This is a genomic window from Candidatus Binatia bacterium (assembly GCA_035631035.1).
GTDB lineage: Bacteria > Eisenbacteria > RBG-16-71-46 > SZUA-252 > SZUA-252 > DASQJL01.
In genome coordinates this window covers 1-22,971 of the sequence record DASQJL010000023.1, presented here as the reverse complement: position 1 = coordinate 22,971, position 22,971 = coordinate 1, and the positions used below count along the sequence as shown (strand labels likewise).

Sequence of the window (22,971 nt, the reverse complement as noted above, 5' to 3'; positions counted from 1 at the left end):
GGCGATCCTCAAGCCCGCCTCGACGCCGCATCTAACCCTTTGCCATGGAACCTCATGTCGGCCATAGTAGCCTCTTTCCAAAGGGGAGCGGATGGCATCTGGTGGTGTCCGAGGACTTCAAATCCTTTTGTCGGGCGTCTCCGACGTCCGAGGTGGGTTCGATTCCCACACGTTCCCGCCATTGAACTCCGAGTGTTTACGTTCCCCGGGGAACGTAAATTCGTGCCGCTTTGACACGCGACTTAGCCGGTGGGACTTCGGGAAATCGAGATGTGAGTCGCGGGGCAGCTCACGCGTCGAAGCCCATAGAGGCTCGTCTCGATGAACGGCATCCTCCCGGGCTGGCTCGCTCGGTTCCACAACGATCCGCTCGTGATTGGCGTCATCCTCGTGATCACGATCGTGGCGCTGATGCGGGGGTGGTGGCCGGTCCTTCTGCTCGTGCTGCTGGTGGCGCTCGCGCAGGGGCTTCACTACCTGCTTCGGCACTCGGAACTGGGGCCGGAGTTCAACCACGGGGTCGTGATCGGGGTATACGTCTTCGGCGGGATCCTCTTCCTGTTCCTCGCCATCGCGCACTTCTTCACGCGGGAGTGAACTCGTTTTGAAGATCGCAATCGCCCTGCTCCTGGCGGGGGGGATCGGACTCGTCTCGCCCAGACTTGCCCGTGGCGCGGACGTCCCGGGCCATGCGGCGAGCCTGCCCGTCCGGACCATGTCCAAAGCCGACTCGGCCGCGGCGGCGTCCAAGCCGAAGACCGCGCCATGGAAGGTGATGGCGCGATCGGCCATCGTCCCGGGCTGGGGACAGATGTACAATCATCAGCCGCTCAAAGCCGTGCTGGTCGTGGGGGCCGAGGGGAGCCTCGTGGCGCTGGCGCTCCACGAGCTCAAGCTGCAGAACGACGCGAAGCAGCGCGCGGCCGACGCCGCGGTATTTGGGGACTCGACGGCGTTCGCCCTGGCGGACCTGGAGGCCGAAACGCACCGCAACCGGAAGATCAGCTGGATCTGGTGGACCCTGGCGGCCCACCTGATCTCCATGGCGGACGCCTACGTGGACGCGCACCTCTCCACGTTCGACTCCGACTTCGGAAAGCAGGAGAGCCTGCTCCCGCCGCGCCCCGGAGACCGTCCGGTCATCGCTCTCGCCTATCGCGTGCGGTTCTGACCCCATGGCCACCCCCCGCGACTACGTTCGCAACTTCTGCATCATCGCGCACATCGACCACGGGAAATCCACGCTGGCCGACCGGCTGCTCGACCTGACGGGCGCCGTCCCCAAGGGGAAGATGAAGGAGCAGGTTCTGGACAACATGGACCTGGAGCGCGAGAAGGGGATCACCATCAAGTCCCACGCGATCACGATGAGCTACAAGGCCAGGGACGGCCGCACCTACACGCTCAACCTGATCGACACGCCGGGGCACGTGGACTTCACCTACGAAGTGTCGCGGAGCCTCGCCGCCTGCGAGGGGGCGATCCTCGTGGTGGATGCCTCCCAGGGCGTGGAGGCGCAGACGATCTCCAATCTCTACCTCGCGCAGGAGCAGAAGCTCACGATCGTCCCGGTGCTGAACAAGGTGGACCTGCCCGCGGCGATGCCCGACGAGACGGCGCTCGAGGTGGCGCAGCTCCTCCACGTGGAGCCGGAGGAGTGCATCCGCGTCTCGGCCAAGGAAGGGTTGAACGTCGGGGCGGTGCTCGAGGCGATCGTGCAGCGGATCCCGCCGCCCGCCGACGAATCCGACCTCCCGCTCCAGGCGCTCATTTTCGACAGCGTCTTCGACCAGTTCCGCGGCGTGATCGTCTACGTGCGCGTGGTGTGCGGTCGGATCCGGACCGGCGACGCGGTGCGGATGTTCTCGACCGGGAAGCGCCACGAGGTGCTCGAGGTGGGGACGCTCCGCCTGGGCCTGGATCCCCGCGAGGAGCTGGTCGCGGGCGACGTGGGCTACGTGATCGCGAACATCAAGGTGGTCGCCGACGCCAAGGTGGGCGACACGATCACCAACGACGATTATCCCGCGCCCGAGATGCTGCCCGGCTACCGGCCGGTGAAGCCGATGGTCTTCTCGGGGCTCTACCCGATCGAGCAGGAGAGCTACGTCGAGCTGAAGGAATCGCTCGCCAAGCTCCAGCTGAACGACGCCGCGCTGAGCTACGAGCCGGAGACCTCGCTCGCGCTGGGCTTCGGCTTCCGGTGCGGCTTCCTGGGACTCCTCCACATGGAGATCGTGCAGGAGCGGCTCTCCCGCGAGTATGGCGTGGACCTGATCGCCACCGTGCCGAGCGTGGAGTACCACGTGATGAAGACCGACGGCGAGGTGGTGGTCGTCGAGAACCCGGCGCTGATGCCGCCGGCCGGCTCGATCGAGGGGATCGACGAGCCCTACGTCCGCGCGCAGGTCGTGGTCCCGGTCGAGTACGTGGGGAACATCATGAAGCTGGCGCAGGATCGTCGCGGGATCTACCACGGGATCGAATACCCCAGCCCCGAGCGCGCGCACCTCACCTACGAGCTTCCGCTCGCCGAGATCGTCCTCGATTTCTATGATCGCCTGAAGTCGATCAGCCGGGGCTACGCCTCCCTCGACTACGAGCTGGCGGGGTACAAACCGGCCGAGCTGGTGAAGATGGACGTGCTTCTGAACGGCGATCCGGTGGACGCGCTCTCGGTGATCGTCCACCGCGAGAAGGCGTACGATTGGGGGCGCGAGATCAGCGTGAAGCTCAAGGAGCTGATCCCCCGGCAGATGTTCCCGATCGCGATCCAGGCGGCCATCGGCGGCCAGGTGATCGCGCGCGAGACCATCTCGGCGCTCCGGAAGAACGTGATCGCCAAGTGCTACGGCGGCGACATCAGCCGCAAGCGGAAGCTCCTCGAGAAGCAGAAGGAAGGGAAGCAGCGGATGAAGCAGGTGGGCACGGTCCGCATTCCTCAGGAAGCCTTCCTGGCGGTGCTCAAGGTGGAGCGCTAGCGCCGCCGGGATGGCGCGAAAGGAGAGCATGACCAACGGATCCTCCGTGGCGGCCGCCCGCGCGCGGGCCCGCACGAAGTCGACCCTCCGCGAATACCTCGAAGCGATCATTCTGGCGATCGTCCTCACGATCGTCATCCGCGGCCTGGTCCTCCAGGCCTTCCGCATCCCGACCGGCTCGATGGAGGACACGCTGCAGGTCGGCGACTTCCTCTTCGTGAACAAGATGGTCTACGGCTCGGAGATCGACATCGGCTTCGGCGGCGAGCGCTTCTTCTACTACCGCTTTCCCACGATCCGAGAGCCGAAGCCGGGGGACGTGATCGTCTTCCGCTATCCGGAGGATCCCTCGCGGGACTTCATCAAGCGCTGCGTGGCGGTCGCGGGGCAGACCATCGAGATCCGGGACAAGGTGCTCTACGTGGACGGCAAGGCGCCCGTGGAGCCCTACGTCGTCCACAAGGACCCGCGGATCCTTCCGCGCGAAAACGACCAGCGCGACAACTTCGGCCCCTACGTCGTGCCGCAGGGGCACCTCTTCATGATGGGCGACAACCGCGACAACAGCCATGACAGCCGATACTGGGGGGCCTTGCCGCGCGAGCTGGTCAAGGGGAAGGCGATGTTCATCTACTGGTCGTGGGATCAGGACCGGCGGCTGCCGCGGCTGAACCGTATCTTCCGGCCGATACACTGAGCCGATCCATGTCGCGGAGCTCCCTGCGGACGACCTGATGGACTACGGTCTCTACGTTCACCTGCCGTATTGCCGGAGCCTCTGCCCCTACTGCGCCTTCTCCAAGGCGCCGCTCCACCACGCCGAGCCGGAGCGGCTCCTGCGCGCGCTGGCGCGGGAGTGGGAGCTGGCCTCGGCCGAGGCTCCCGGTGCGTGGGCCGAGAACCGCCCCCGGACGATCTTCGTCGGCGGCGGAACGCCGACCGCGCTCGACCCAGGCACGCTCGCGTCGTTCCTGGACTGGGTTCGCTCGGCGTTTCCGATCGCCCGCGTGCGCGAGTGGACGGTGGAAGCGAACCCCGAGGGACTGACGGCCGAGAAGCTGCGCCTCCTCCGGCAGGCCGGCGTGGACCGCCTGAGCCTGGGGGTCCAGTCGTTCGAGGCCGCCGCACTCCGCGCGCTCGGGAGGATCCACACCGCCGAAGGAGCGCTGGACGCGCTCGCGCGCGCTCGCGCCGCGGGCTTCACGAACGTCTCGCTGGATCTCATGGCGGGCGTTCCCGGCGAAACCGCGGATGGCTTCGCCCGCGGGGTGGAGCGGGTCGTCGCGCTGGGCGTGCCGCACCTCTCGATCTATGCGCTCCAGGTCGAGGAGGGCACGCCGCTCGCGGCCAAGGCCACGCGCGGGGCGATCGCGATCCCGACCGAAGACGACGCGGCGGAGCGCTACGATGCCGCGGGACGCTTGCTCGCCACCGCGGGCTACCACCGCTACGAAGTCTCGAGCTGGGCGCGGTCCGGATTCGAGTCGCGGCACAACCAGTCCTACTGGATCCGCCGCCCCTATCTCGGACTCGGCCCCGGCGCGCACTCGTTCGACGGGTCGCGGCGCTGGGGAAACGAGGAGGACGTGTCGCGGTGGTTCGACCGCGTCGAAGCGGGGGCGCTGCCCCGACGCGACGTGCGCGCCCTCAGCGAGGCCGACGCGCGGGAAGAGGTCGTGTTCCTGGGGCTCCGGCGCGCGCGCGGTCTCCGGCGGGTGGCGCTGGATCGGGCCGCGCCTCGCGAGGCCGACGGGTGGCTTCGTTGGGGCGAGGCGGCCGGGGCGCTGAGATCGGGGCGGGGGAGCGTCCGCCCCACCGAGCGCGGGCTGATGACCGCGCTCGAGTCCGCCGCGGAGCTCTTTGCGAGGTCGGAAGCGGGAAGCCATTCACGGCGGGAGGCCGGCATGGGCCCGGGCGCCGTTTCGGGGGCCTCGCCGGGTTGACAGCCCACGGCCCCGCTGCTAGCGTCGTCGCGTTGGCACTCGACGTCCGAAAGTGCTAACGCCCGGAATTCCGGGAAGCGTCCCGGGAGTGCCCCGATGAAGCCCAATCGTTTCGATCCAGAGCTCGATCCGCGGCTCAGCCGCATCCTGACGTTCGTCGTGGAGAGCCACGTCTCGCGCGCCGAGCCGGTGGGCTCCCAGTACGTGCGCGCCGCCTACCACCTGAGTATCTCGCCGGCCACGATCCGGAACGCGATGCGCGAGCTGGAAGAGCTGGGACTGCTCCGCCACCCCCACACCTCGGCCGGGCGCGTCCCCACCGAGGCGGGGTACCGCTACTACGTCGATCATCTGATGCGCCCCGAGACGGTCCCGATCGCCATGCGCCGCATCCTCGACGACGCGATCGGACGCGCGCGCCTCCAGTCGCGCGCCTCCGATCTCGCTCCCATTCTCGCTCGCGCCACCCGGCAGCTCGCCGTGATGGCGGTGCGGTCGCGGGAAGAGGTCGTGGACCAGGTGAATCTCGTCGCCCTGGACGGGGGGCACGTCGTCGTGGCCGTGGGCGCGCGCGACGGCATGGTGGCCACTGACACGTGGCGGCCCGAGCGCTCCCCGTGCGCCGCCGACCTTCGCCGGGCCGAGTCCTGGATCCGCGCGCGGCTTCCCGCGGCGGGGCCCAGGACGCTGGAGGCGCTGGCGGTCGAGGCGCGCGCGGGCGCGCCCCCCGAGATCGCGAGCTTCATCGAGGAGGCGCTCACGCGCGCCTCGCGGCTCCTCTCGACGCGCGAGGAGCCCGCCGTGCGCATGGACGGCGCCGACAACATCGCGTCGCAGCCCGAGTTTCAAGCGCCCGGAACGCTCCGGCCGCTCGTATCCTTGCTGGCGAACCAGGAGTCGCTCGTCCGGACGCTGGACGCGTTCTCGGGCGAGAGTGTGCCGCGCGTGGCGATCGGCCGGGAGATCGAATCTCCCGCGATTCGCGCGTGCTCGATCGTCGGAATGGGCGTGGCGGTCGGCGGCCTTCGGGGCGCGATCGGAGTCATGGGACCGGTGCGGATGCCGTACCGGCGCGTGGTCTCCCTCGTCTCCTACGTGGGCGCCCGCCTCGCGGGAGCATAGACATGAAACCGAAACGCGGAGCCATGACGGAAGACCGTGACGAAACCAGGGGCGACGCCCCGGACAAGAACGCCGCGCCCGATACGGAAGCCGATACGGGAGCCCCGGGGCGCGATCCCGAGGCGGTGGAGGCGGAGATCCGGCGCCTCCGCGATCGCGAGGAGGAGCTGCTTCGCGCGCTGGCCGAGATGACCAACGTGCAGAAGCGCCGGAAGCTCGAGTCCGAGCAGACCATCCGCTACGCGCAGGAGTCCTTGATCCGCGAGCTCCTGCCGGTGCTCGACGACTTCGAGCGCGCGCTGGCGGCGATGCCCGGCACGCCGCACGATCCGCTCCACGCGGGCGTGGAGCTGGTGCGCGACCGGATGATGAAGATCCTCGAGAAGGAGGGCCTCGCCCCGATCCGGTCGGCGGGGCAGCCGTTCGATCCCAATCTCCACGACGCCATCGGCGAGCGGGTCGCGCCCCCGGGCACGCGGCCCGGCCTGGTGCTGGACGTGGCCCAGCCCGGCTACCTGCTGAACGATCGCGTGCTGCGCCACGCCAAGGTGGTCGTCGCGGGCCCGCCGGCCGACACGCCCACGCCGCCCTCGATGCTCGGATCCAACGCGCCTCCCGATACGATTCCGCCGCCGCTCGAGGATCGCGATCGCATGGGCGCCACCGACGTCGACCGGACCGAGCCGTCCGGTAAGGACCGGCATCGCGCGTGAGCACGGTTCGCGACTACTACGAAGTGCTCGGGGTCGAGCGGAGCGCGTCGCCTGAGGAGATCAAGAAGGCGTACCGGCAGCTCGCGCTGAAATTCCACCCTGACAAGAATCCGGGCGACAAGCAGGCTGAGGAGCGCTTCAAGGAAGTGGCCGAGGCCTACGAAGTTCTTTCCGACCCGGAGAAGCGCGCCCGCTACGACCGCTTCGGCCACGCGCCGCAGGGATTTCCCGGCGGCGGGGGCGGCGGCTTCGAGGACATGCGCGGCTTCGACCTGGCCGACGCGCTGCGCGCCTTCATGCGCGACTTCGGCGGCCCCGGGGGATTCGGCGACCTGTTCGAGGAAGGCGGCGGCGGCGCCCGCCGCCCGCGCGAGCGGCGCGGCAACACCCTCGAGCTTCGCCTTCCGCTCACCCTCGAGGAGATCGCGACCGGGACGGAGAAGCGGGTCAAGGTCCGGCACCTCCGCGTCTGCAAGACCTGCAAGGGGACCGGCGCCAAGGAAGGGACCAGCCGCATCACGTGTCCGAAATGCCACGGCTCGGGGCAGATCCGGCAGGTGCAGCGCTCCATCTTCGGCCAGCTCATCAACGTCTCGACGTGCGACCGCTGCCATGGTGAGGGAACCATCGTCGAGAATCCCTGCCCGGTCTGTCACGGCGAGGGGCGCGTGCGGGAGCAGAGCGAGATCGCGATCAAGGTGCCGGCCGGCGTCTCGAGCGGCAACTTCATCCCGCTCCCCGGCATGGGCGACGCGGGCCCGCGCGGCGGCCCCGCGGGGGACCTGATCGCCCACATCGAGGAGATCGAGCACCCGCTCTTCGCGCGCGACGGCGACGACCTGGTCATCGAGGTTCCGGTCAGCCTGTCGCGGGCGGCGCTCGGCGGGAAGGTCGAGGTGCCCACGCTGGGCGGCGGCCGCGCGCTGGTGGAGATCCCCGCAGGAACGGCGACGGGGAAGCTCCTCCGCCTGCGCGGGAAGGGACTGAAGAGCCTCCAGCGCTCGGGGACCGGCGACCTGCTCGTGCGCGTCGTCGTGGCGGTTCCGTCCAAGCTCTCCGAGCGCGGCAAGAAGCTCCTTCAGGACTTCGAGACGCTTCCCGAGGCCAAGGCTCCCGCGCCGCGCCGCCCGGCGTGGACGGGCGACGAAGGCTGAGCGCCTCAGGATGAAGGGTGCGGCGCGGACGCCCGACACGGCGTTCTGGGTGGACCGCGCCGACGTTGACGGGGTAAGGCTTCGCCTGAGCGCCTCCGAATCGCGCCATCTCCTTCGCGTCTTCCGCGCCGCGCCGGGAACCCCCTTCGAGGCGGTGGACGGGGAGGGGATCCTCTACCGCTGCGTCCTCGAGACCGATTCCGGCGGTATCGCCGCCGGGAGGATCGAGTCCCGCACCGAGGATGCGGGCGAGCTCGGGGTCGCCATCACCGTTCTGGCCGGCATCCCGGATCTCCCGCAGATCGAGACGATCGTCTCGCTCGCGGTCCCGTTGGGCGCGACCGCGATCGACTTCGTCGCCACGGGGCACAGCGGGCGCGGGGGACTGGCGGAAGCGCGCCTCGACCGTCTGGCGCGGATCGCCCGATCGGCGCTCAAGCAGTCGCGCCGTACCCGGCTTCCCGCCCTGCGCTCCTCCCGGAGCTTGGAGGAGGCCTCTCAGGAGATCCCCGCAGATTCAATGCGTCTGATCGCCGACCCGCGGGGAGAGCCGCTTCGGGCAGAGCATGCCCAAGCGATGGCAGTAGGTTCGCAACCTCATGTCATAATGGCAGTTGGACCTCCCGGTGGATTTCTCCGCCAAGAGGGGGAGTTCCTGGCGGCGCGAACCTTTCGCCCTATCTCCTTGGGACCCAGTCGGTTGACTACCTCCGCGGCGGTCCTGGCCCTCCTGGGGGCCGCCCGTAACCTGATGCTGACGGCGGGGTTGGGGCGAGTTGACAAAACAGGGGCACCGGGGTATCTTCAGTAGCGTTAGCCGCAGTTTGCCCAATACGTTGGGCGAGCCCGTTCGGTACCCTTAACCTGTCCCGAAGGAGGCGATTCATAGGATGCCCGGCATCAGGGTCAAGGACGGAGAGTCCTTCGAGAGTGCCCTTCGCCGGTTCAAGAAGAAGTGCGAGAAAGCTGGAATTCTCGCCGACCTGCGCAGACATCAGCACTTCGAGAAACCGAGCGAGCGGAAGAAGCGAAAGCTCAACGCCGCGAAGAGGAAGATGATGGCCCGAATGAAGTCGGCCGACTAGGGTCGTCCAACCGAACATCCAGGCGGGAAACCGGCGCGAGCCGGTTTCCCGTTTGTCTCCTGGGCCGGTAACGCCGGCCGGCCCCGAACCCCCGGAAAGAAGCCACACCGAATTGGACCAGCGCCCGGCCACGGCGCCGAACGGTTCCGCGGAGCCCATGCAAATGGAGCGCGCGCGGGATCACGCACATGACGTTCTGGAGTTTGCCGCGGTGCTTCGCGCGCTGGCGGGTCGGACCCGTTCCGTCCCCGGTCGCGAGCGCGTGCTTTCGCGCGCCCCGATGCGCCGCCCGGAAGACGCGCGCGCCGCGCAGTCGGAGACCGCCGATCTTCTCGCCGCGCACGAGGCCGGCGATCCGCCGCCCACCGTAGCGCCGCCCGACCTCCGCCTCGTGCTCCAGCGTCTCGAGACGGAGGGCTCCACGCTGCGAGGCGAGGAGCTCTGGCAGATCGCCGTCCTCCTGGAGCAGGCGGGGCAGGTCCTCACGTGGTACCGCAAGCGCCGCGAGGACGCGCCGGGGCTCGCGCGGCTTCTCGGCGGGCTGGACCCGGCCGAGGGGCTTCGCCGGGAGCTTCTGCGCGCGATCGACCCCTCGGGCGCCGTGAAGGACGACGCCTCGCCCGAGCTCTCGAAGATCCGCCGCGCGATCCGTTCGCTGCGCGAGCGGCTCGCCTCCAAGCTGGAGTCGATCCTGCGCGCCGCCGGAAGCCAGGAGAGCTTCGTCACGCTGCGCGAGGAGCGGTACGTGATCGCGATCCCGTCGTCGAACCGGCGCTCCGTGCCCGGGGCGGTGCTCGGTCACTCGGGCTCGGGCGCGAGCGTATTCGTCGAGCCGCGCGAGGCCGCCGAGGGGAACAGCGAGCTGGCCGAACGGGCGAGCGACGAGGCGCGCGAGGTGGAGCGGATCCTGCGCACGCTCTCGGCCGAGGCGCACCGGCATCACGGCGCGCTCACCGCGGACCTGGCCGCGCTGGCCGCGCTGGACGCGGCCGAGGCGGTGGCGTCCTGGGCGATCGAGGCGGGCGCGGTGCTTCCGGTGATCGCCGACGAGCGCCGGCTGCTCCTCCGCGGCGCGCGGCATCCCATTCTCGTGCTGCGGCACGTGCGCGGCGAGATCGGCCCACCGGTGCCGCTCGACCTCGAGCTGGACGCCGAGAATCCGGTGCTCCTCGTGACCGGCCCGAACATGGGCGGGAAGACCGTCGCGATGAAGACCGTCGGGCTCCTCTCGCTGATGGCGATGGCGGGGCTCCCGGTCACGGCGGCGCACGGCACGGCGTTCGCCTGGTTCGACCGCATCGTCTGCGACATCGGCGACGAGCAGTCGATCCAGGACGACGTGAGCACGTTCCTCTCGCACGTGCGGCGCGTGACGCAGGCGCTGGCCGCGGCGACCGACCGTAGCCTCGTGCTCCTGGACGAGCTGGGGTCGGGGACCGATCCCGCCGAGGGCGCGGCGCTGGGGCAGGCGGTGCTCGAGGCGCTGCTCCAGCGGGGGGCGATGACGCTCGCGACGACGCATCACGGGAGCCTGAAGACGTTCGCGCACGAGACGCCCGGCGTGCGGAACGCCTCGATGGCGTTCGACGAGGCCACGCTGCGCTCCCTCTTCCGCCTGGTCGTGGGCGTGCCCGGCGGAAGCCGCGCGATCCAGGTGGCGGAGCGATTCGGCATGGACGCGGGCGTGCTCGCGCGCGCCCGGACGCTGCTCCCCGAGGGGGAGCGCGACCTGAACCGGTTGATCGAAGAGCTGGGGCGGCTGCGCGAAGAGGCCGTGGCCGAGCGCCGCACGCTTACGGAGACGCAGGCCAAGCTGCGCGAGCGCGAGAGCGAGCTGCGCTCCACGCGCGAGCGGCTGGAGTCGGAGCGGAAGGAGCGGAAGCAGGCCGAGATCGCCGCCCGCCGCGAGCTCCTGCGCCAGCTGGAGAGCCAGATCGACGACTACCGAAAGAAGGTCCGCTCCGAGCGCAAGGCGAGCGCCGAGACGCTGCAGCAGGGGCGCGGGCTGGCCCGGGCGATGGAGGAAGCGATCGCGACCGATGCCGCGGCGGCGCAGGCGGCTCCGGCCGAGCGCGGCGCTCCCGTCCGCACCGTGCGCGAGGGGGACCGGATCTACGTCCCGGCGCTCCAGGCCGAGGGAACCGCGCTCTCCCTGCCCGACAAGGACGGGCGCGTGCGGGTGAAGATCGGCGCGGCGACGGCGGTGCTTCCGGTCTCGCAGCTGCGCACGACGCAGCCCTCGGCGGCCCGGCCGGGGGCGGACGCGCGCTCCGCCGACGAGGAAGAAAAGGACGCGGCCGCCCGCGGGCCGGTCCGGGGCGCCGCGATCGCGACGCCCGACCTGGAAAGCATCGGGATCCAGGTCGACGTGCGCGGCTACGAGGCGGACGACGCGGTGCGCGCCGTGGAGCGCTTCCTCGAGGACGCGGCGGTGGGAGGGCAGCAGACCGTGCGCATCATCCACGGCAAGGGAAAGGGGATCCTCCGCGAGCACATGAAGCGGTTCCTCGCGCACAACCAGCTCGTGAAGGAATTCCGCCTGGGCGAGATGGGTGAGGGAGGGCACGGCGTGACGATCGTGACGCTCACGTCATGACGGCGATGCTCTCGAGCGAAGCGAAGGAGCGGGTGCGCGAGGCGGTGGACCTGGTCGCCCTGGTGGGCGAGAAGGTCGCGCTTCGCCGCGCGGGGCGCTCCTGGAAGGGGCTCTGTCCCTTCCATGCGGAGCGGACCCCGTCGTTCACGGTGAATCCCGACCGCCAGGTCTGGCACTGCTTCGGCTGCGGGAAGGGTGGCGACCTGTTCGCCTGGGTCACCGAGACCGAGAAGGTCGCCTTTCCCGAAGCGCTCCGGATGCTGGCCGAGCGGGCGGGGATCGAGCTGCCGAAGACCGCCCGCGGGCCGGGGGACGTCGCGCGCGACCGGCTCTACCAGGCGAACGCGCTCGCGAACGACTACTTCCGGGCCAGCCTCGATTCGGACGCGGGCGCGGAGGCGCGCGAGTACATGACCGGCCGCGGCTTCGACAAGGCCTCGCTCGACGCGTTTCAGATCGGCTGGGCTCCCGCCGGGTGGGACGGTCTCGTGACCACCCTGGGGAAGCTCGTTCCGGTGGCCGTTCTGGAAGAGGCGGGGCTGGCGCTCCGGCGCGGCGACGGCAGCCGGTACGATCGGTTTCGCAACCGGATCACGTTTCCCGTGATGGAGTCGGCGCAGCGCACGGCGGGCTTCGGCGCCCGCGCGATCGCTCCCGCCGATCAGCCGAAGTACCTGAACTCGCCCGAGACGGCGGTCTACCGGAAGGGGAGCATCCTCTTCGGACTTCCGCAGGCCCGCGCGGCGATCCGGGATTCGCGGCAGGCGCTGATCGCGGAGGGGTATCTGGACGTCATGCGGCTCCACGCGGCCGGGTTCCGGAACGCCGTCGCGACCAGCGGGACCGCGCTGACCTACGACCAGGCGCGGCTCCTGGCCCGGCTCGAGGCCGAGGCGGTCCTGGTCTACGACGGCGACGATGCGGGGGTGCGGGCGGCCGACCGTGCGCTCGAGCCCTTGATGCGGGCCGGGCTGGCGGTACGGGTGCTGCTCCTGCCGCCGGGGGAGGATCCGGATACCTTCCTTCGTAAGGAGGGCCCGTCCGCGTTCCAGGGCCTTCTCGCCGACGCGGCCGACCCGGCAGCGTTCCTGGCCGAGGCCTCGCTGGGGGCCGGCGGAGAGAACCCTTCGGTCGAGGCGCGGGTACGACGGTATGTCGAGGTGATCGGGCGGGCGGAGGACCCCATTCGGCGCAGGCTCCTGGTCCGCCGGGGGGCCGAGGCCTTTGCCCTGGAAGAGAAGGTTCTGCTGGATGCTCTGGAGCGTAAGGGAGGACGAGTCCTGAGGAAGGCCACCGCGCCGGCCCCCGACCCGGGGGCGAGGGCGGACGTGGCTTCGGCCGAGGGGGGCGACCGGCCGGAGCACGGGACCCCGGCCGCGGGTCCGGGAGAGCCGGGCTGGATCGCTCCCGATCCCGTGGAATCGGAACTGGCAGCGCTGGTTCTGACCGAAGAGGGAGCCCTGGGCGAGGTGGTCGCCCAGGGGGGCTCGGACTGCTTTCGCCACGAGGGTTTGCGGGAGCTGATCGAGACCTGGCTGGCCGAGGCCCGGGTGCCGGGCGAGCTAGAGCTATTGGACCTGATGAACGCTTCCGGGCTGGCCCGCGCCGTCCTGACGGGCCACCCCAAGCCCGAGGAGCCGTTGACCGATTCGGAGTCGCGCCGGGGGGCGCGAGCCCTGATCGAGCGCCTGGAAGAGCGGCGGATACGCGCCAGCATCCAGGATCTCGACCGGGCCATTCGCCAGGCGGAGCGGTCCCATGATGCCAAGGATATGGGACTGCTGGGCAGCCTGGTGGCCGAGCGCCGGGATCTGGCATCTAAGTTACACAGCCGTAGCCATCCGGCCGTTCCCTAGAGGAGAGCGCGAGTGCCCATGAAACGCAAAGCCGAAGGGTTGAAGCGGGAGAAGGGCGGCGACCGCCTGGTCGAGTTGAAGTCGCTCGCCGGCAAGCAGCACTACCTGCTTCATGACCAGATCGAGACCTTCCTGGACGAGAGCGCCTCGGTCGAAGACATGGACGAGGTCTATATCGCCCTGAACGACCTGAAGGTCGACGTCTTCGACACCCACGAAGAGGCGCAGCAGAAGCTCCGTCTGAAGCGACGCGAGGAGAAGCGCCCGCCCGAGAAGCAGGCGGCGCTCCCCCATCCGGTCCGTTACGACGATCCGGTGCGCATGTACTTGCGCGAGATGGGACGCGTGCCCCTGCTGGACCGCGAGGGCGAAGTCGAGATCGCCAAGCGGATCAAGGCCGGCGAGAAGCAGATCTGCACGGCCCTCTTCCGCTCCGGGCCGATTCTCAAGGAGATCATCTCCTACGGCACGCGGCTCAAGCAGGCCAAGATGCGCGTCGAGGACCTGACCCAGATCGACTTCGGCAACTGGAATCCCGAGTTCAGCCCCAAGCGGGAGCGGGCGCGCGCGCTCAAGGCATTCGACAAGATCCGCCTCCTGCACGGCAAGCTCACGAAGCTCCAGGAGAAGCCGACCGGACGGCTTTCGGAAGCGCTCCGCACCGCGCACCATGGCAAACTGCGCACCGCGGACGAAGACCTCATGTGCGAGCTCTTCACGCTGAACCTGAACACGCGCCTCATCGAGCGGCTCGCCGAGCGGATCAAGGACTACTCGCACCAGATCGACCTGGTCGAGAGCGAGTTCACCGATCTCGAGCGACGCTGGGGTCGGAACGGCGACGAGATCGCCGACCTCCTGAAGCGGGCCAAGAAGAGCAAGAAGGAGGCGAAGCAGGTCGAGAAGGAGAGCGGCCTCACGCCCGACCGCTTCGAGGAGTACGACCGCGCCTCGAAGAACGCGCGCCGCAAGGTGCGGAAGATCGAAGAAGAAGCCCACATGACGCGCGACCAGGTGAAGGAGGTCGCTCGGGAGATCCGCTCGGGCGAGATCGCGCGGGACAAGGCGAAGCGCGAGATGATCGAGGCCAACGTGCGCCTCGTGATCTCCATCGCCAAGCGCTACACCAACCGCGGCCTGGAATTCCTCGACCTGATCCAGGAGGGGAACAGCGGCCTGATGCGCGCCGTGGACAAGTTCGACTACCGGAAGGGCTACAAGTTCTCCACGTACGCGACGTGGTGGATCCGGCAGGCGATCACGCGCGCCATCGCCGACCAGGCGCGGACGATCCGCGTCCCGGTGCACATGATCGAGGCGATCAACAAGGTCGTGCGCACGTCGCGCCGGCTGGTGCAGGAGCTGGGGCGCGAGCCGACCCCCGAGGAAGTGGCGGCGAAGCTCGCGCTGCCGGTGGACAAGATCAAGAGCGTGCTCAAGGCGGCGCAGGAGCCGATCTCGCTCGATCGTCCCATCGGGGAGGACGACGATTCCAGCCTGGGCGACTTCATCGAGGACACGAGCGTGGTTTCGCCGGCGCAGGCGGCCGCGTTCTCCATGCTGAAGGACGAGGTGAACGAGGTCCTGGAGACGCTCTCCAAGCGCGAGGCCAAGGTGATCCGCCTCCGCTTCGGACTGACGGAGGACGGCTGCCCGCGCACGCTGGAAGAAGTGGGCGCCACGTTCAACGTCACGCGCGAGCGCATCCGCCAGATCGAGGCGAAAGCGCTCCGCAAGCTGCGCCATCCGACGCGCAGCCGCCGTCTCAAGGGCTACGTGGAGATGATGTGAGGGTACGCGCCGCGCGGGCGGGAAGCGGCGCGGCCGCTTTCTTGACCCTCCCGTCGCCCCTCTGGTACCCTCCGGCGCTCGGGTTCCAAGCCGGATCGAAGCGCAACCGGGCCCATAGCTCAGATGGTGAGAGCGCCCGGCTCATAACCGGTCGGACCTTGGTTCGAGTCCAAGTGGGCCCACTTGCCCTTTTCCCGTCCATGATTCCTCGCGACGCATCGCGCGGGCCCGCGGCCTCGTTCCTTGTCGGGGCGGTTAGCTCAGTTGGGAGAGCGCTGGTATCACAAGCCAGAGGTCGCAGGTTCAATCCCTGCACCGCCCACCATTTTGGACCGAGGGAATCCAGGGTCGCCGCGGCGGCCCGGCTTGGGGCCGGACTCGAACCGGCCGGACCTTCGCGGGGGCGCGGCGCTGATCGCCGGCCCCCGTCGCCGACCACGGGGAGCGCGCTCGTGCGCGCTCCCCGTTTTCATTTCCCCCCGACCTCCCGAAAGGAACGCCGTGCTCCCTGAGCTGGAAGCGCTTCTCGAGCTGCAGCGCCGCGACACCCTCCTCCTCGACGCGAAACGCCGCAAGGAAGCGATTCCGGCGCGGCGCGAGTCGCTCCGAGGCGCCCTGGCCGCGGCCAAGGCCGACCTGGAACGCTCGAAGAAGGAGCTGGACGCCGCGCGCGGCGGCCGCCGCTCGCTGGAGAAGGAAGTGGAGGCGTTCCAGGCCGACGTGGCGAAACTCGAGCGGCAGCTCCTGGACGTGAAGACGAACCAGGAATACACGGCGATGCGGCACCAGATCGAAGGGGTGAAGCAGAAGCGCTCCGACGTCGAGACCCGGATCCTCGAGAGCTACGACGCCGAGGAAAAGCTGGCGAATGCGGCCAAGAGCGGGGAGAAGCGGGTTGCCGAGGAGGAGGCGCGCCTGAAGCGGGAAGAGGCCGCGATGGACCAGGAGGCCGCGGCGCTGGACCAGACCCTCGCGGCGCTGATGCAGGATCGGGATGCCGTGCGTCCGCGCGTGCCCCAGCCGGTGCTCTCGCGGTACGATCGTCTGGCGGGGGCGCGGGACGGGGTGGCGGTGGCGGAGGTGAAGAAGGGCGCCTGCGGGGCGTGCTTCCGGGCCCTGACCCCCCACGCGATGCAGCAAGTGCGCCTGGGCGACGCGATCATGATCTGCGAAGCCTGTGGGCGCATCTTAATCTACAACGAGGGCAGCTCCTCCTAGTCCCGGAGCCGCCCGTCTCCGGCGGACGCGGCTCGCCCCCGGCGAGCGCCGGGTCCGCCTCCCCACATCCAGCGAGGATCACGTCATCGGATCGCTTCGCCATCTGCTTCCGTATCTGCGCCGGCACAAGATCGCGATCTTCTTCGGCACGCTCTCGATCGGCCTGACCACGGTCTTCCAGGTGTGGTCGCCCTGGCTGGTGCGCCAGGCCGTGGACCATCTCCAGGCCGGCGTCAGCCGCGCGGCGCTCCTTCGCGACTCGGGGCTGATCCTGCTCGCGGTCACGCTGCAGGGGGTCTTCCTGTTCACCATGCGCATGTCGCTCATCCGCGCGTCGCGGCGCATGGAGTACGAGCTGCGGAACGACCTGTTCGACCACTTCGCGCGGCTTCCCGCCGAGACCTACCGGACGCGCAAGGTGGGCGACCTGCTCTCGCGCGCGACCAACGACCTCGACGCGGTTCGCAATTTCCTCGGACCGGGCATCATGTACTTCGGAAACACCATCGCCACGTTCGTGCTGGCGGTGACGCTGATGTGCCGGATCGATCTCCGGCTCACGCTGCTCTCGCTGATCCCGCTGCCGATCCTCTCGTTCACGGTGGCGCGCCTGGGCGCGCAGCTGCACCACCACTACGAGGCGATCCAGGCGTCCTTCGCCACGATGACGGCCAAGGCCCAGGAGACGCTCGCCGGGATTCGCGTCGTGAAAGCGCACGTCGAGGAGGAGGGGGAGTACCGCGCCTTCGCCGCCATCCACGAGGACTATCTCGAGAAGAATCGCGCCATGATCAAGATCTGGTCGGGCATGTGGCCGATGCTCTCGCTCCTGGGCGGGATCGCCTCGGCCATCGTCCTGGGCGTGGGCGGCGCGGCCGTGGTGCGCGGCCAGATCACGCTGGGCGAGCTGGTCGCGTTCCAGATCTACCTCGCGATGCTCATCTGGCCGATGATCTCGCTGGGGTGGGTCTCGAACCTGTTCCAGCGCGGCGCGGCCTCCATGGGGCGGATCCAGGAGATCCTGGCGCTGCCGGCGGAGGAGGACGTGGAGCCCGGGATGCCCTGGCCCTGTCCTGATCAGGCGGCACCCGACGGTGCGTCCCACGCCCACGTGCCCGCGGTCGCGCTCGAGAACGTCTCCTTCCACTATCCCGGCACCGACCGCAACGTGCTCCACGCCTTGAACCTCTCGATCCGCGCCGGCGAGACGCTCGCGGTGGTCGGGCGAACCGGCTCGGGGAAGACCACGCTCCTGAACCTGATCGCGCGCCTCTACGAGCCCACGGGGGGCATGATCCGCTTCGAGGGCCACCCCGTCGCGGAGCTGCCGCGGGGGCCGCTGCGCCGCAGGCTGGGGATCGTGCCGCAGGAGACCTTCCTCTTTTCCGACACGATCCGCGCGAACGTCGCGTTCGGGTTCGAGCCCGGGGCGCCGCAGCCGGACGTGGACGAAGTCGTGCGCCGCGCCGGCCTCTCGTCCGACCTCACCCAGTTCCCGCAGGGACTGGACACGATGATCGGGGAGCGCGGGATCACCCTTTCGGGCGGACAGAAGCAGCGGGTCGCGCTGGCCCGCGCGCTCGCGCTGGAGCGCCCGGTGCTGCTGCTGGACGACGCCTTCGCCAGCGTCGATCCCGGCACCGAGGAGGAGATCCTGGACAACCTGTTCCGCGCGACGCAGCGCGCCACCGTCGTCCTCGCGACGCATCGCCGCTCGGCGCTCCTGCGCGTGGACCGGATCGTCGTCCTCGACGAGGGAGCGATCGTCGCCTCGGGCACCCACGAAGAGCTGCTCGCGCGCGGCGGGCTGTACGGCGACCTCTACCACCTGGAAGAGGTGGTGGAAGAGCTGGAGGCGCTATGAGCCGGGCGCGCCGCACGGAAGGGAGCCGCTGATGGCCGGACCCTGGGGATCGGCCTCGGACGACATCGACGCGCAGGGCGCGATCTACGACCGGCGCCTCGCGGGCCGCCTCCTCCGCTTCCTGAAGCCGTACAAGAAGGAGATCGGCTTCTCGATCGCCCTCCTCGGCGTGCTCTCGCTGCTGGAGGCGGCCGGTCCCTTCCTCACGAAGATCGCGATCGACAAGTACGTGAAGCCGGCCGGCGGCCACGGCGCCCTTCCGGCCGACGCGGTCCGCGGGCTGCTCCTCATCGCGGTCGCCTACGTGGCCGTGCTCGCGGTCGGCTTCGTGCTCCGCTACGCCCAGTCCTATACCATGGCGATGGTGGGGCAGCGGGCGATGCAGGATCTGCGGCTCACCATCTTCCGGCACCTGGAGACGCTGACCCCCTCCTACTTCGACACCCGGCCGGTGGGACGCATCCTCACACGCGTGACGCAGGACGTGGCGGTTCTGAACGAGCTCTTCGCGCAGGGGGTCGTCGCCGTGATCGGCGACATCTTCATGCTCGCCGCGATCGTCTTCGCCATGTTCTGGATGAACTGGAGGCTCGCCCTGGTCACGATGACCACCGTGGTGCTGCTGGTGATCGCCACGGCGATCTTCCGGTCCAAGGTGCGCGTGTCCTATCGGCGCGTGCGCACGCGGCTCGCGCGCCTGAACGCGTTCCTGCAGGAGCATCTCCAGGGGCTGGACGTGCTCAAGTTCTTCAACGCCGAGCGGAAACAGACCCTTAGGTTCGACGAGGCCAACCGCTCGCACTACGACGCGCACGTGCAGAACCTCTTCTACTACGCCGTCTTCTTCCCGGTGGTCGAGATCATCGGCGCGATCGCGCTGGCGCTGATCCTCTGGTATGGCGGGAGCGGCATCCTCGCGGGCACGGTCACGTTCGGCGTCGTGGTCGCGTTCATCCAGTACTCCGACCGCTTCTACCAGCCGGTGCGGGACCTGAGCGAGAAGTACAACGTCTTCCAGGCGGCGATGGTCGCCTCGGAGCGGATCTTCGAGCTGCTCGACACCGAGCCGGCCGTGGTGGAGCCCAAGCAGGCTCCCGCGGTGGGGCGCTTGCGCGGCGACGTGGAGTTCGATCACGTCTGGTTCGCCTACAAGGACGAGGAGTTCGTGATCCGCGACCTCTCCTTCCACATCGCGCCCGGCGAGAAGGTGGCGATCGTGGGCGCGACGGGCGCGGGAAAGTCCTCGATCGCGAACCTGCTCACGCGCTTCTACGAATTCCAGCGCGGCTCGATCCGCGTGGACGGGCGCGACATCCGCACCATCGAGGGGAAGGACCTGCGCCGCCAGATCGGCCTGGTGCTCCAGGACGTGTTCCTCTTCTCGGGCACCGTGCGCGAGAACATCGCCTTCGGCGCGCGGGACCGCGCGGACGGCCAGGTGGACCGGGCCCTCATGGAAGTGGGCGGCTCGCGCCTGCACGCGCGCCTGCCGCACGGCCTGGACGAAGAGGTGGGGGAGCGCGGGGCGTACTTCTCGATGGGGGAGCGGCAGATTCTCGCCTTCGCGCGCGCGCTCCACTACGATCCCAGCATCCTGATCCTGGACGAGGCCACGTCGAGCGTCGACGTCGAGACGGAGCGGATCGTGCAGGCCGCGCTGAAGCGGCTGCTGGAGGGGCGCACGTCGCTCGTGATCGCCCACCGCCTGAGCACCATCCTGGACGCCGATCGCATCCTGGTCCTGCACAAGGGCGAGCTGCGCGAAGAGGGGACGCACGCCGAGCTGCTCGCCAAGGGCGGCATCTACGCGCGGCTCTACGAGCTGCAGTACAGCAAGGAGAGCGCGCCGGAAGTGCGGCTGGACGGCGAGGGGCAAGAGCGCGAGCAGCCCGTGGCCGCCGACGGGGACAAGGCGTGAGCGAGAGAACTCACGAAGAGATCGACGTGCGCGTCCGCCGGATGACCGAGGAGGACGCGCCCGCGGTGAACGAGCTGGTCAGCCAGCTGGGCTACCCCAGCGACGTCGGCAAGACCGAGACCGCGATCCGCGCCGTGCTGGGCTCGGAAGTGGGGGACGCGTTCGTGGCCGAGGACCCCGAGGGGCACGTCATCGGCTGGGCGCACGTGTTCATGGTCCCCTTCATCGAATCGGGTCCCAACGCCGAGCTGGGCGGCCTGGTCGTGGACGAGAAGTACCGCGGCTCCGGAGCCGGGCGCGCCCTAGTCGAGCACGTCGAGGCGTGGGCGCGGGAGCGCGGCGCGCTCGAGGTCTCGCTGCGCACGAACATCGTGCGGGACGGGGCGCACAAGTTCTACAAGCACCTCGGTTACGAGGTGCAGAAGACCCAGCACAAGTTTCACAAGCCGCTGGCCTCGGGACCCGCGCGCGGCATCGCGCCGGGGCGGAAGGAAGCGCAGGGGGAGAAGGAATGAGTCCGACCGATCCGCTGCATCCCGGACGCCCGACCGAAGAGGGCCAGCCGCCCCCCGCGTGGGCGATGCGAACCTACATTTTGGCGCTCTTGTACCGCGGGCCGAACCAACCCCAGGAGGACGCCGAGCGCGACGAGCTGTTCCGGAGCCACATGACCAACAGCGCCCGGATGTACGAGGCCGGAAAGCTCCTGATCGCCGGCCCCTTCATGGACAAGACCGACCTGCGCGGCATCTGGATCTTCGATTCGGATTCGATCGAGGAGTGCCAGAACCTGGTGGCCGGCGACCGCGCGGTCACGAACGGCATGTTCCGCGTGGAGTACCACCCTTGGTACTCGGCCAGGGGGATCACGATCGCGCGCCCCGATGTGGCGGATATTCCCCCGACCACAGCGCGCTGACGGTGGTGGTGCTTAAGCTATATGTTAACTTGCGCCAGCGCAAGTTGTCCCCGTCCGGAGCTCCGGCCCACCCATGAGCGGCCCTTTCTATGAACGAGAGCTCGCGGCCGCGGTGGCCATAGCGCACGAGGCCGGCGCGCTGCTCAAGGAGAACTTTGGCCGCGAGCAGGTGATCGACTACAAGGGCCGCATCAATCTCGTCACCGAGATGGACCGCGCCTCCGAGCGCCTGATCATCTCCAAGCTGAACGCAGCCTTTCCCGCAGACGACATCCTGGCCGAAGAGGGAGGCGGCGAGCGCCGCGGGTCCGAGCGGCTCTGGATCGTCGATCCCCTCGACGGCACCACCAACTACGCCCACGAATATCCCGTCTGGTCCGTCTCGATTGCGCTTCAGGAAGCCGGCTATCTGAAAGTCGGCGTCGTCTACAACCCGCTCCTTGATGACACCTACGCCGCGCGCCGAAGCGGGGGGACCACCCTGAACGGCAAGCCCCGGCGCGTCACGGAATGCGACGATCTCAGCAAGGCCATGCTCGGAACCGGCTTCTCCTACGACCTGAGCGGCGATTTCGAATCGAACAACATCGGCCCGTTCTCCCGCTTCCTGTTGAAGGCCCAAGCCGTGCGCCGTGCGGGTTCCGCGGCGCTAGCGATCGCCAAGGTCGGGGTCGGTCGAAGCGACGGCTTCTGGGAGGGCGGTCTCCAACCTTGGGACATGGCGGCGGGGATGCTGATCGTGGAGGAGGGCGGCGGGAAGACGTCGAATTACGAGGGCGGCCCTGCCGAGGTCACCGCCCGGAAGCTGGTTGCGACGAATGGAAGGATCCACGACGCGATGCTTTCGGTCCTTGCCAGTCGCGTCGCTTCAGCGGAGCCCCGCTCCTGAATTCGTGAGTCGAATCAGTAACTGAGCGCCTGCTCCAGGCTCAGCCCGTGAATCACCTTCATCTCCGCCTCGGCGTCTGCCGGCGAGAGATGCCTCGTCGCTCGCAGCCAGGCGACCAGGGTCCGGACTTCCTGCTTGGTGCGGATCGTTACGGAGGTGGGCGTGGAGCGGATCGTTCCTTCCCACGCGATGGCGCAGGCGAATCTCGTGAACAGATCGGCCCTGTCGGAATCGGCGGCGCGCGAGGCGGCGGCCATCATGCGGTAGGTTTGCGCGAGCCACCCGTAGGCCTCGGGGGCGTCGGGGGCGATCTGGATGGCGCGCTGAAACTGGTGGGCGGCCTCCAGCAGGTCGAGGCAGCGGGCGCTGTCGCTGTCCTTCTTCATGGCGACATCGAACCGGGTCCTTCCGGATGTCAGGGCGCTCTCGGCGGTGGGGGCTTCCTTCGCGGTGACCTGCTCCTCGACGATCTTCGGCTCGCTCATGATCCGACGCTCCGCACTCGGGACAGGGCCTGCTCGAACTCCTCGACGAACCGCCGCACGACCTGGGCGGCCGGGATCACGTCGCGAATCAATCCGCTCGACTGACCGGCCTCCAGCTCGCCCTCGTCCACGTCCCCTTCGAGGATGCCCCGGCGCGAATGGGATCGGCCGTAGACCTCCTCCAGCGCCCCTCGCGACGCCCCCTGAGCCTCGGCCTGGCGGACCCGCTCGACCCAGGGGTTCTTGATCGCGCGAACTGGCGCGATGCGCTTTGCAAAGAGCACGGTCCCGGCGTCGCCGGCGGCGACAACCGCTTCCTTATAAAGGGGGTGGGAAGACGACTCTGGGGTACATGCAAAGCGTGTGCCCACGGAGATGCCCTCCGCCCCTAAGGCCATGGCGGCCAAGAACCCGCGGCCGTCGGCGATTCCGCCCGC

At 69.2% G+C, this 22,971-nt stretch carries 21 protein-coding genes and 3 tRNA genes; 22 read left to right on the top strand and 2 right to left on the bottom strand.

The features are described 5' to 3' along the window. Positions 1–83 precede the first annotated feature (83 nt). From VE326_02470 to VE326_02365, 22 genes are all read left to right on the top strand, one after another. Positions 84–181, top strand: a tRNA-Sec gene (locus VE326_02470). A 140-nt stretch (positions 182–321) separates the two neighbouring features. Next, positions 322–597 (top strand): hypothetical protein, encoded by a 276-nt coding sequence (locus tag VE326_02465; GenBank protein HYJ32060.1) that lies wholly within the window; start codon positions 322–324, stop codon positions 595–597. Positions 598–604: 7 nt separating this feature from the next. Continuing rightward, a complete protein-coding gene (locus VE326_02460; GenBank protein HYJ32059.1) occupies positions 605–1,171 on the top strand; it encodes a DUF5683 domain-containing protein in 567 nt (188 codons plus the stop codon). A 4-nt stretch (positions 1,172–1,175) separates the two neighbouring features. Continuing rightward, positions 1,176–2,981 (top strand): translation elongation factor 4, encoded by a 1,806-nt coding sequence (gene lepA / locus VE326_02455; GenBank protein ID HYJ32058.1) that lies wholly within the window; start codon positions 1,176–1,178, stop codon positions 2,979–2,981. A 28-nt stretch (positions 2,982–3,009) separates the two neighbouring features. After that, positions 3,010–3,678: a signal peptidase I gene (lepB, locus tag VE326_02450; GenBank protein ID HYJ32057.1), complete on the top strand. Its 669-nt coding sequence runs from the start codon at positions 3,010–3,012 to the stop codon at positions 3,676–3,678. Positions 3,679–3,715: 37 nt separating this feature from the next. Next, positions 3,716–4,924 carry a radical SAM family heme chaperone HemW gene (gene hemW / locus VE326_02445; GenBank protein ID HYJ32056.1) on the top strand — a complete coding sequence of 403 codons (1,209 nt, stop codon included), beginning with the start codon at positions 3,716–3,718 and terminating at the stop codon, positions 4,922–4,924. A gap of 96 nt (positions 4,925–5,020) precedes the next feature. After that, positions 5,021–6,046, top strand: coding sequence for a heat-inducible transcriptional repressor HrcA (gene hrcA / locus VE326_02440; GenBank protein ID HYJ32055.1), 1,026 nt, complete (start codon positions 5,021–5,023; stop codon positions 6,044–6,046). A gap of 2 nt (positions 6,047–6,048) precedes the next feature. Beyond that, positions 6,049–6,759: a nucleotide exchange factor GrpE gene (locus tag VE326_02435; GenBank protein HYJ32054.1), complete on the top strand. Its 711-nt coding sequence runs from the start codon at positions 6,049–6,051 to the stop codon at positions 6,757–6,759. Further along, a complete protein-coding gene (gene dnaJ, locus VE326_02430; GenBank protein HYJ32053.1) occupies positions 6,756–7,913 on the top strand; it encodes a molecular chaperone DnaJ in 1,158 nt (385 codons plus the stop codon). The genes VE326_02435 and dnaJ overlap by 4 nt, the downstream gene beginning before the upstream one ends. Positions 7,914–7,923: 10 nt before the next feature. Beyond that, positions 7,924–8,724: an RsmE family RNA methyltransferase gene (locus VE326_02425; GenBank protein ID HYJ32052.1), complete on the top strand. Its 801-nt coding sequence runs from the start codon at positions 7,924–7,926 to the stop codon at positions 8,722–8,724. Positions 8,725–8,803: 79 nt separating this feature from the next. Beyond that, on the top strand, positions 8,804–8,998 hold the full coding sequence (gene rpsU, locus VE326_02420; protein ID HYJ32051.1) for a 30S ribosomal protein S21: 195 nt from the start codon (positions 8,804–8,806) through the stop codon (positions 8,996–8,998). A 280-nt stretch (positions 8,999–9,278) separates the two neighbouring features. Then, a complete protein-coding gene (locus VE326_02415; protein HYJ32050.1) occupies positions 9,279–11,594 on the top strand; it encodes a Smr/MutS family protein in 2,316 nt (771 codons plus the stop codon). Next, positions 11,591–13,450 (top strand): DNA primase, encoded by a 1,860-nt coding sequence (gene dnaG, locus VE326_02410; protein HYJ32049.1) that lies wholly within the window; start codon positions 11,591–11,593, stop codon positions 13,448–13,450. Before VE326_02415 ends, dnaG begins: the two co-directional genes overlap by 4 nt. A gap of 18 nt (positions 13,451–13,468) precedes the next feature. Continuing rightward, the gene (gene rpoD, locus VE326_02405; protein ID HYJ32048.1) at positions 13,469–15,241 is read left to right on the top strand and encodes an RNA polymerase sigma factor RpoD; all 1,773 of its coding nucleotides are present in this window, start codon (positions 13,469–13,471) and stop codon (positions 15,239–15,241) included. Positions 15,242–15,349: 108 nt separating this feature from the next. Continuing rightward, a tRNA-Ile gene (locus tag VE326_02400) sits at positions 15,350–15,423 on the top strand. Positions 15,424–15,490: 67 nt separating this feature from the next. After that, positions 15,491–15,566, top strand: a tRNA-Val gene (locus VE326_02395). 176 nt (positions 15,567–15,742) lie between these two features. Continuing rightward, positions 15,743–16,459 (top strand): C4-type zinc ribbon domain-containing protein, encoded by a 717-nt coding sequence (locus VE326_02390; protein HYJ32047.1) that lies wholly within the window; start codon positions 15,743–15,745, stop codon positions 16,457–16,459. 85 nt (positions 16,460–16,544) lie between these two features. Further along, positions 16,545–18,323, top strand: a complete 1,779-nt coding sequence (locus VE326_02385) for an ABC transporter ATP-binding protein (protein HYJ32046.1) — start codon at positions 16,545–16,547, stop codon at positions 18,321–18,323. Between the two features lie 31 nt (positions 18,324–18,354). Beyond that, positions 18,355–20,241 (top strand): ABC transporter ATP-binding protein, encoded by a 1,887-nt coding sequence (locus VE326_02380; GenBank protein ID HYJ32045.1) that lies wholly within the window; start codon positions 18,355–18,357, stop codon positions 20,239–20,241. Continuing rightward, a complete protein-coding gene (locus VE326_02375; GenBank protein ID HYJ32044.1) occupies positions 20,238–20,756 on the top strand; it encodes a GNAT family N-acetyltransferase in 519 nt (172 codons plus the stop codon). Before VE326_02380 ends, VE326_02375 begins: the two co-directional genes overlap by 4 nt. Further along, the gene (locus VE326_02370; protein HYJ32043.1) at positions 20,753–21,160 is read left to right on the top strand and encodes a YciI family protein; all 408 of its coding nucleotides are present in this window, start codon (positions 20,753–20,755) and stop codon (positions 21,158–21,160) included. The genes VE326_02375 and VE326_02370 overlap by 4 nt, the downstream gene beginning before the upstream one ends. Positions 21,161–21,233: 73 nt before the next feature. Beyond that, entirely contained in the window at positions 21,234–22,049 is an 816-nt protein-coding gene (locus VE326_02365) for an inositol monophosphatase family protein (GenBank protein ID HYJ32042.1), read from the top strand. Between the two features lie 14 nt (positions 22,050–22,063). Here the strand turns inward: VE326_02365 and VE326_02360 are convergent, their stop codons facing one another. After that, complete coding sequence (locus VE326_02360) at positions 22,064–22,534, bottom strand: hypothetical protein (GenBank protein ID HYJ32041.1); 471 nt, start codon at positions 22,532–22,534, stop codon at positions 22,064–22,066. Beyond that, positions 22,531–22,962 (bottom strand): nitronate monooxygenase, encoded by a 432-nt coding sequence (locus tag VE326_02355; protein HYJ32040.1) that lies wholly within the window; start codon positions 22,960–22,962, stop codon positions 22,531–22,533. The genes VE326_02360 and VE326_02355 overlap by 4 nt, the downstream gene beginning before the upstream one ends. Positions 22,963–22,971 lie beyond the last annotated feature (9 nt).

What these genes read in the sequence shown, in the direction of transcription:
- VE326_02465 (HYJ32060.1), top strand. Translation starts at nt 322, where the DNA reads ATGAACGGCATCCTCCCGGGCTGGCTCGCTCGGTTCCACAACGATCCG.
- lepA (HYJ32058.1), top strand. Translation starts at nt 1,176, where the DNA reads ATGGCCACCCCCCGCGACTACGTTCGCAACTTCTGCATCATCGCGCAC.
- lepB (HYJ32057.1), top strand. Translation starts at nt 3,010, where the DNA reads ATGACCAACGGATCCTCCGTGGCGGCCGCCCGCGCGCGGGCCCGCACG.
- hemW (HYJ32056.1), top strand. Translation starts at nt 3,716, where the DNA reads ATGGACTACGGTCTCTACGTTCACCTGCCGTATTGCCGGAGCCTCTGC.
- hrcA (HYJ32055.1), top strand. Translation starts at nt 5,021, where the DNA reads ATGAAGCCCAATCGTTTCGATCCAGAGCTCGATCCGCGGCTCAGCCGC.
- VE326_02435 (HYJ32054.1), top strand. Translation starts at nt 6,049, where the DNA reads ATGAAACCGAAACGCGGAGCCATGACGGAAGACCGTGACGAAACCAGG.
- VE326_02425 (HYJ32052.1), top strand. Translation starts at nt 7,924, where the DNA reads ATGAAGGGTGCGGCGCGGACGCCCGACACGGCGTTCTGGGTGGACCGC.
- rpsU (HYJ32051.1), top strand. Translation starts at nt 8,804, where the DNA reads ATGCCCGGCATCAGGGTCAAGGACGGAGAGTCCTTCGAGAGTGCCCTT.
- VE326_02415 (HYJ32050.1), top strand. Translation starts at nt 9,279, where the DNA reads ATGCGCCGCCCGGAAGACGCGCGCGCCGCGCAGTCGGAGACCGCCGAT.
- dnaG (HYJ32049.1), top strand. Translation starts at nt 11,591, where the DNA reads ATGACGGCGATGCTCTCGAGCGAAGCGAAGGAGCGGGTGCGCGAGGCG.
- rpoD (HYJ32048.1), top strand. Translation starts at nt 13,469, where the DNA reads ATGAAACGCAAAGCCGAAGGGTTGAAGCGGGAGAAGGGCGGCGACCGC.
- VE326_02380 (HYJ32045.1), top strand. Translation starts at nt 18,355, where the DNA reads ATGGCCGGACCCTGGGGATCGGCCTCGGACGACATCGACGCGCAGGGC.
- VE326_02370 (HYJ32043.1), top strand. Translation starts at nt 20,753, where the DNA reads ATGAGTCCGACCGATCCGCTGCATCCCGGACGCCCGACCGAAGAGGGC.
- VE326_02365 (HYJ32042.1), top strand. Translation starts at nt 21,234, where the DNA reads ATGAGCGGCCCTTTCTATGAACGAGAGCTCGCGGCCGCGGTGGCCATA.
- VE326_02360 (HYJ32041.1), bottom strand. Translation starts at nt 22,534, where the DNA reads ATGAGCGAGCCGAAGATCGTCGAGGAGCAGGTCACCGCGAAGGAAGCC.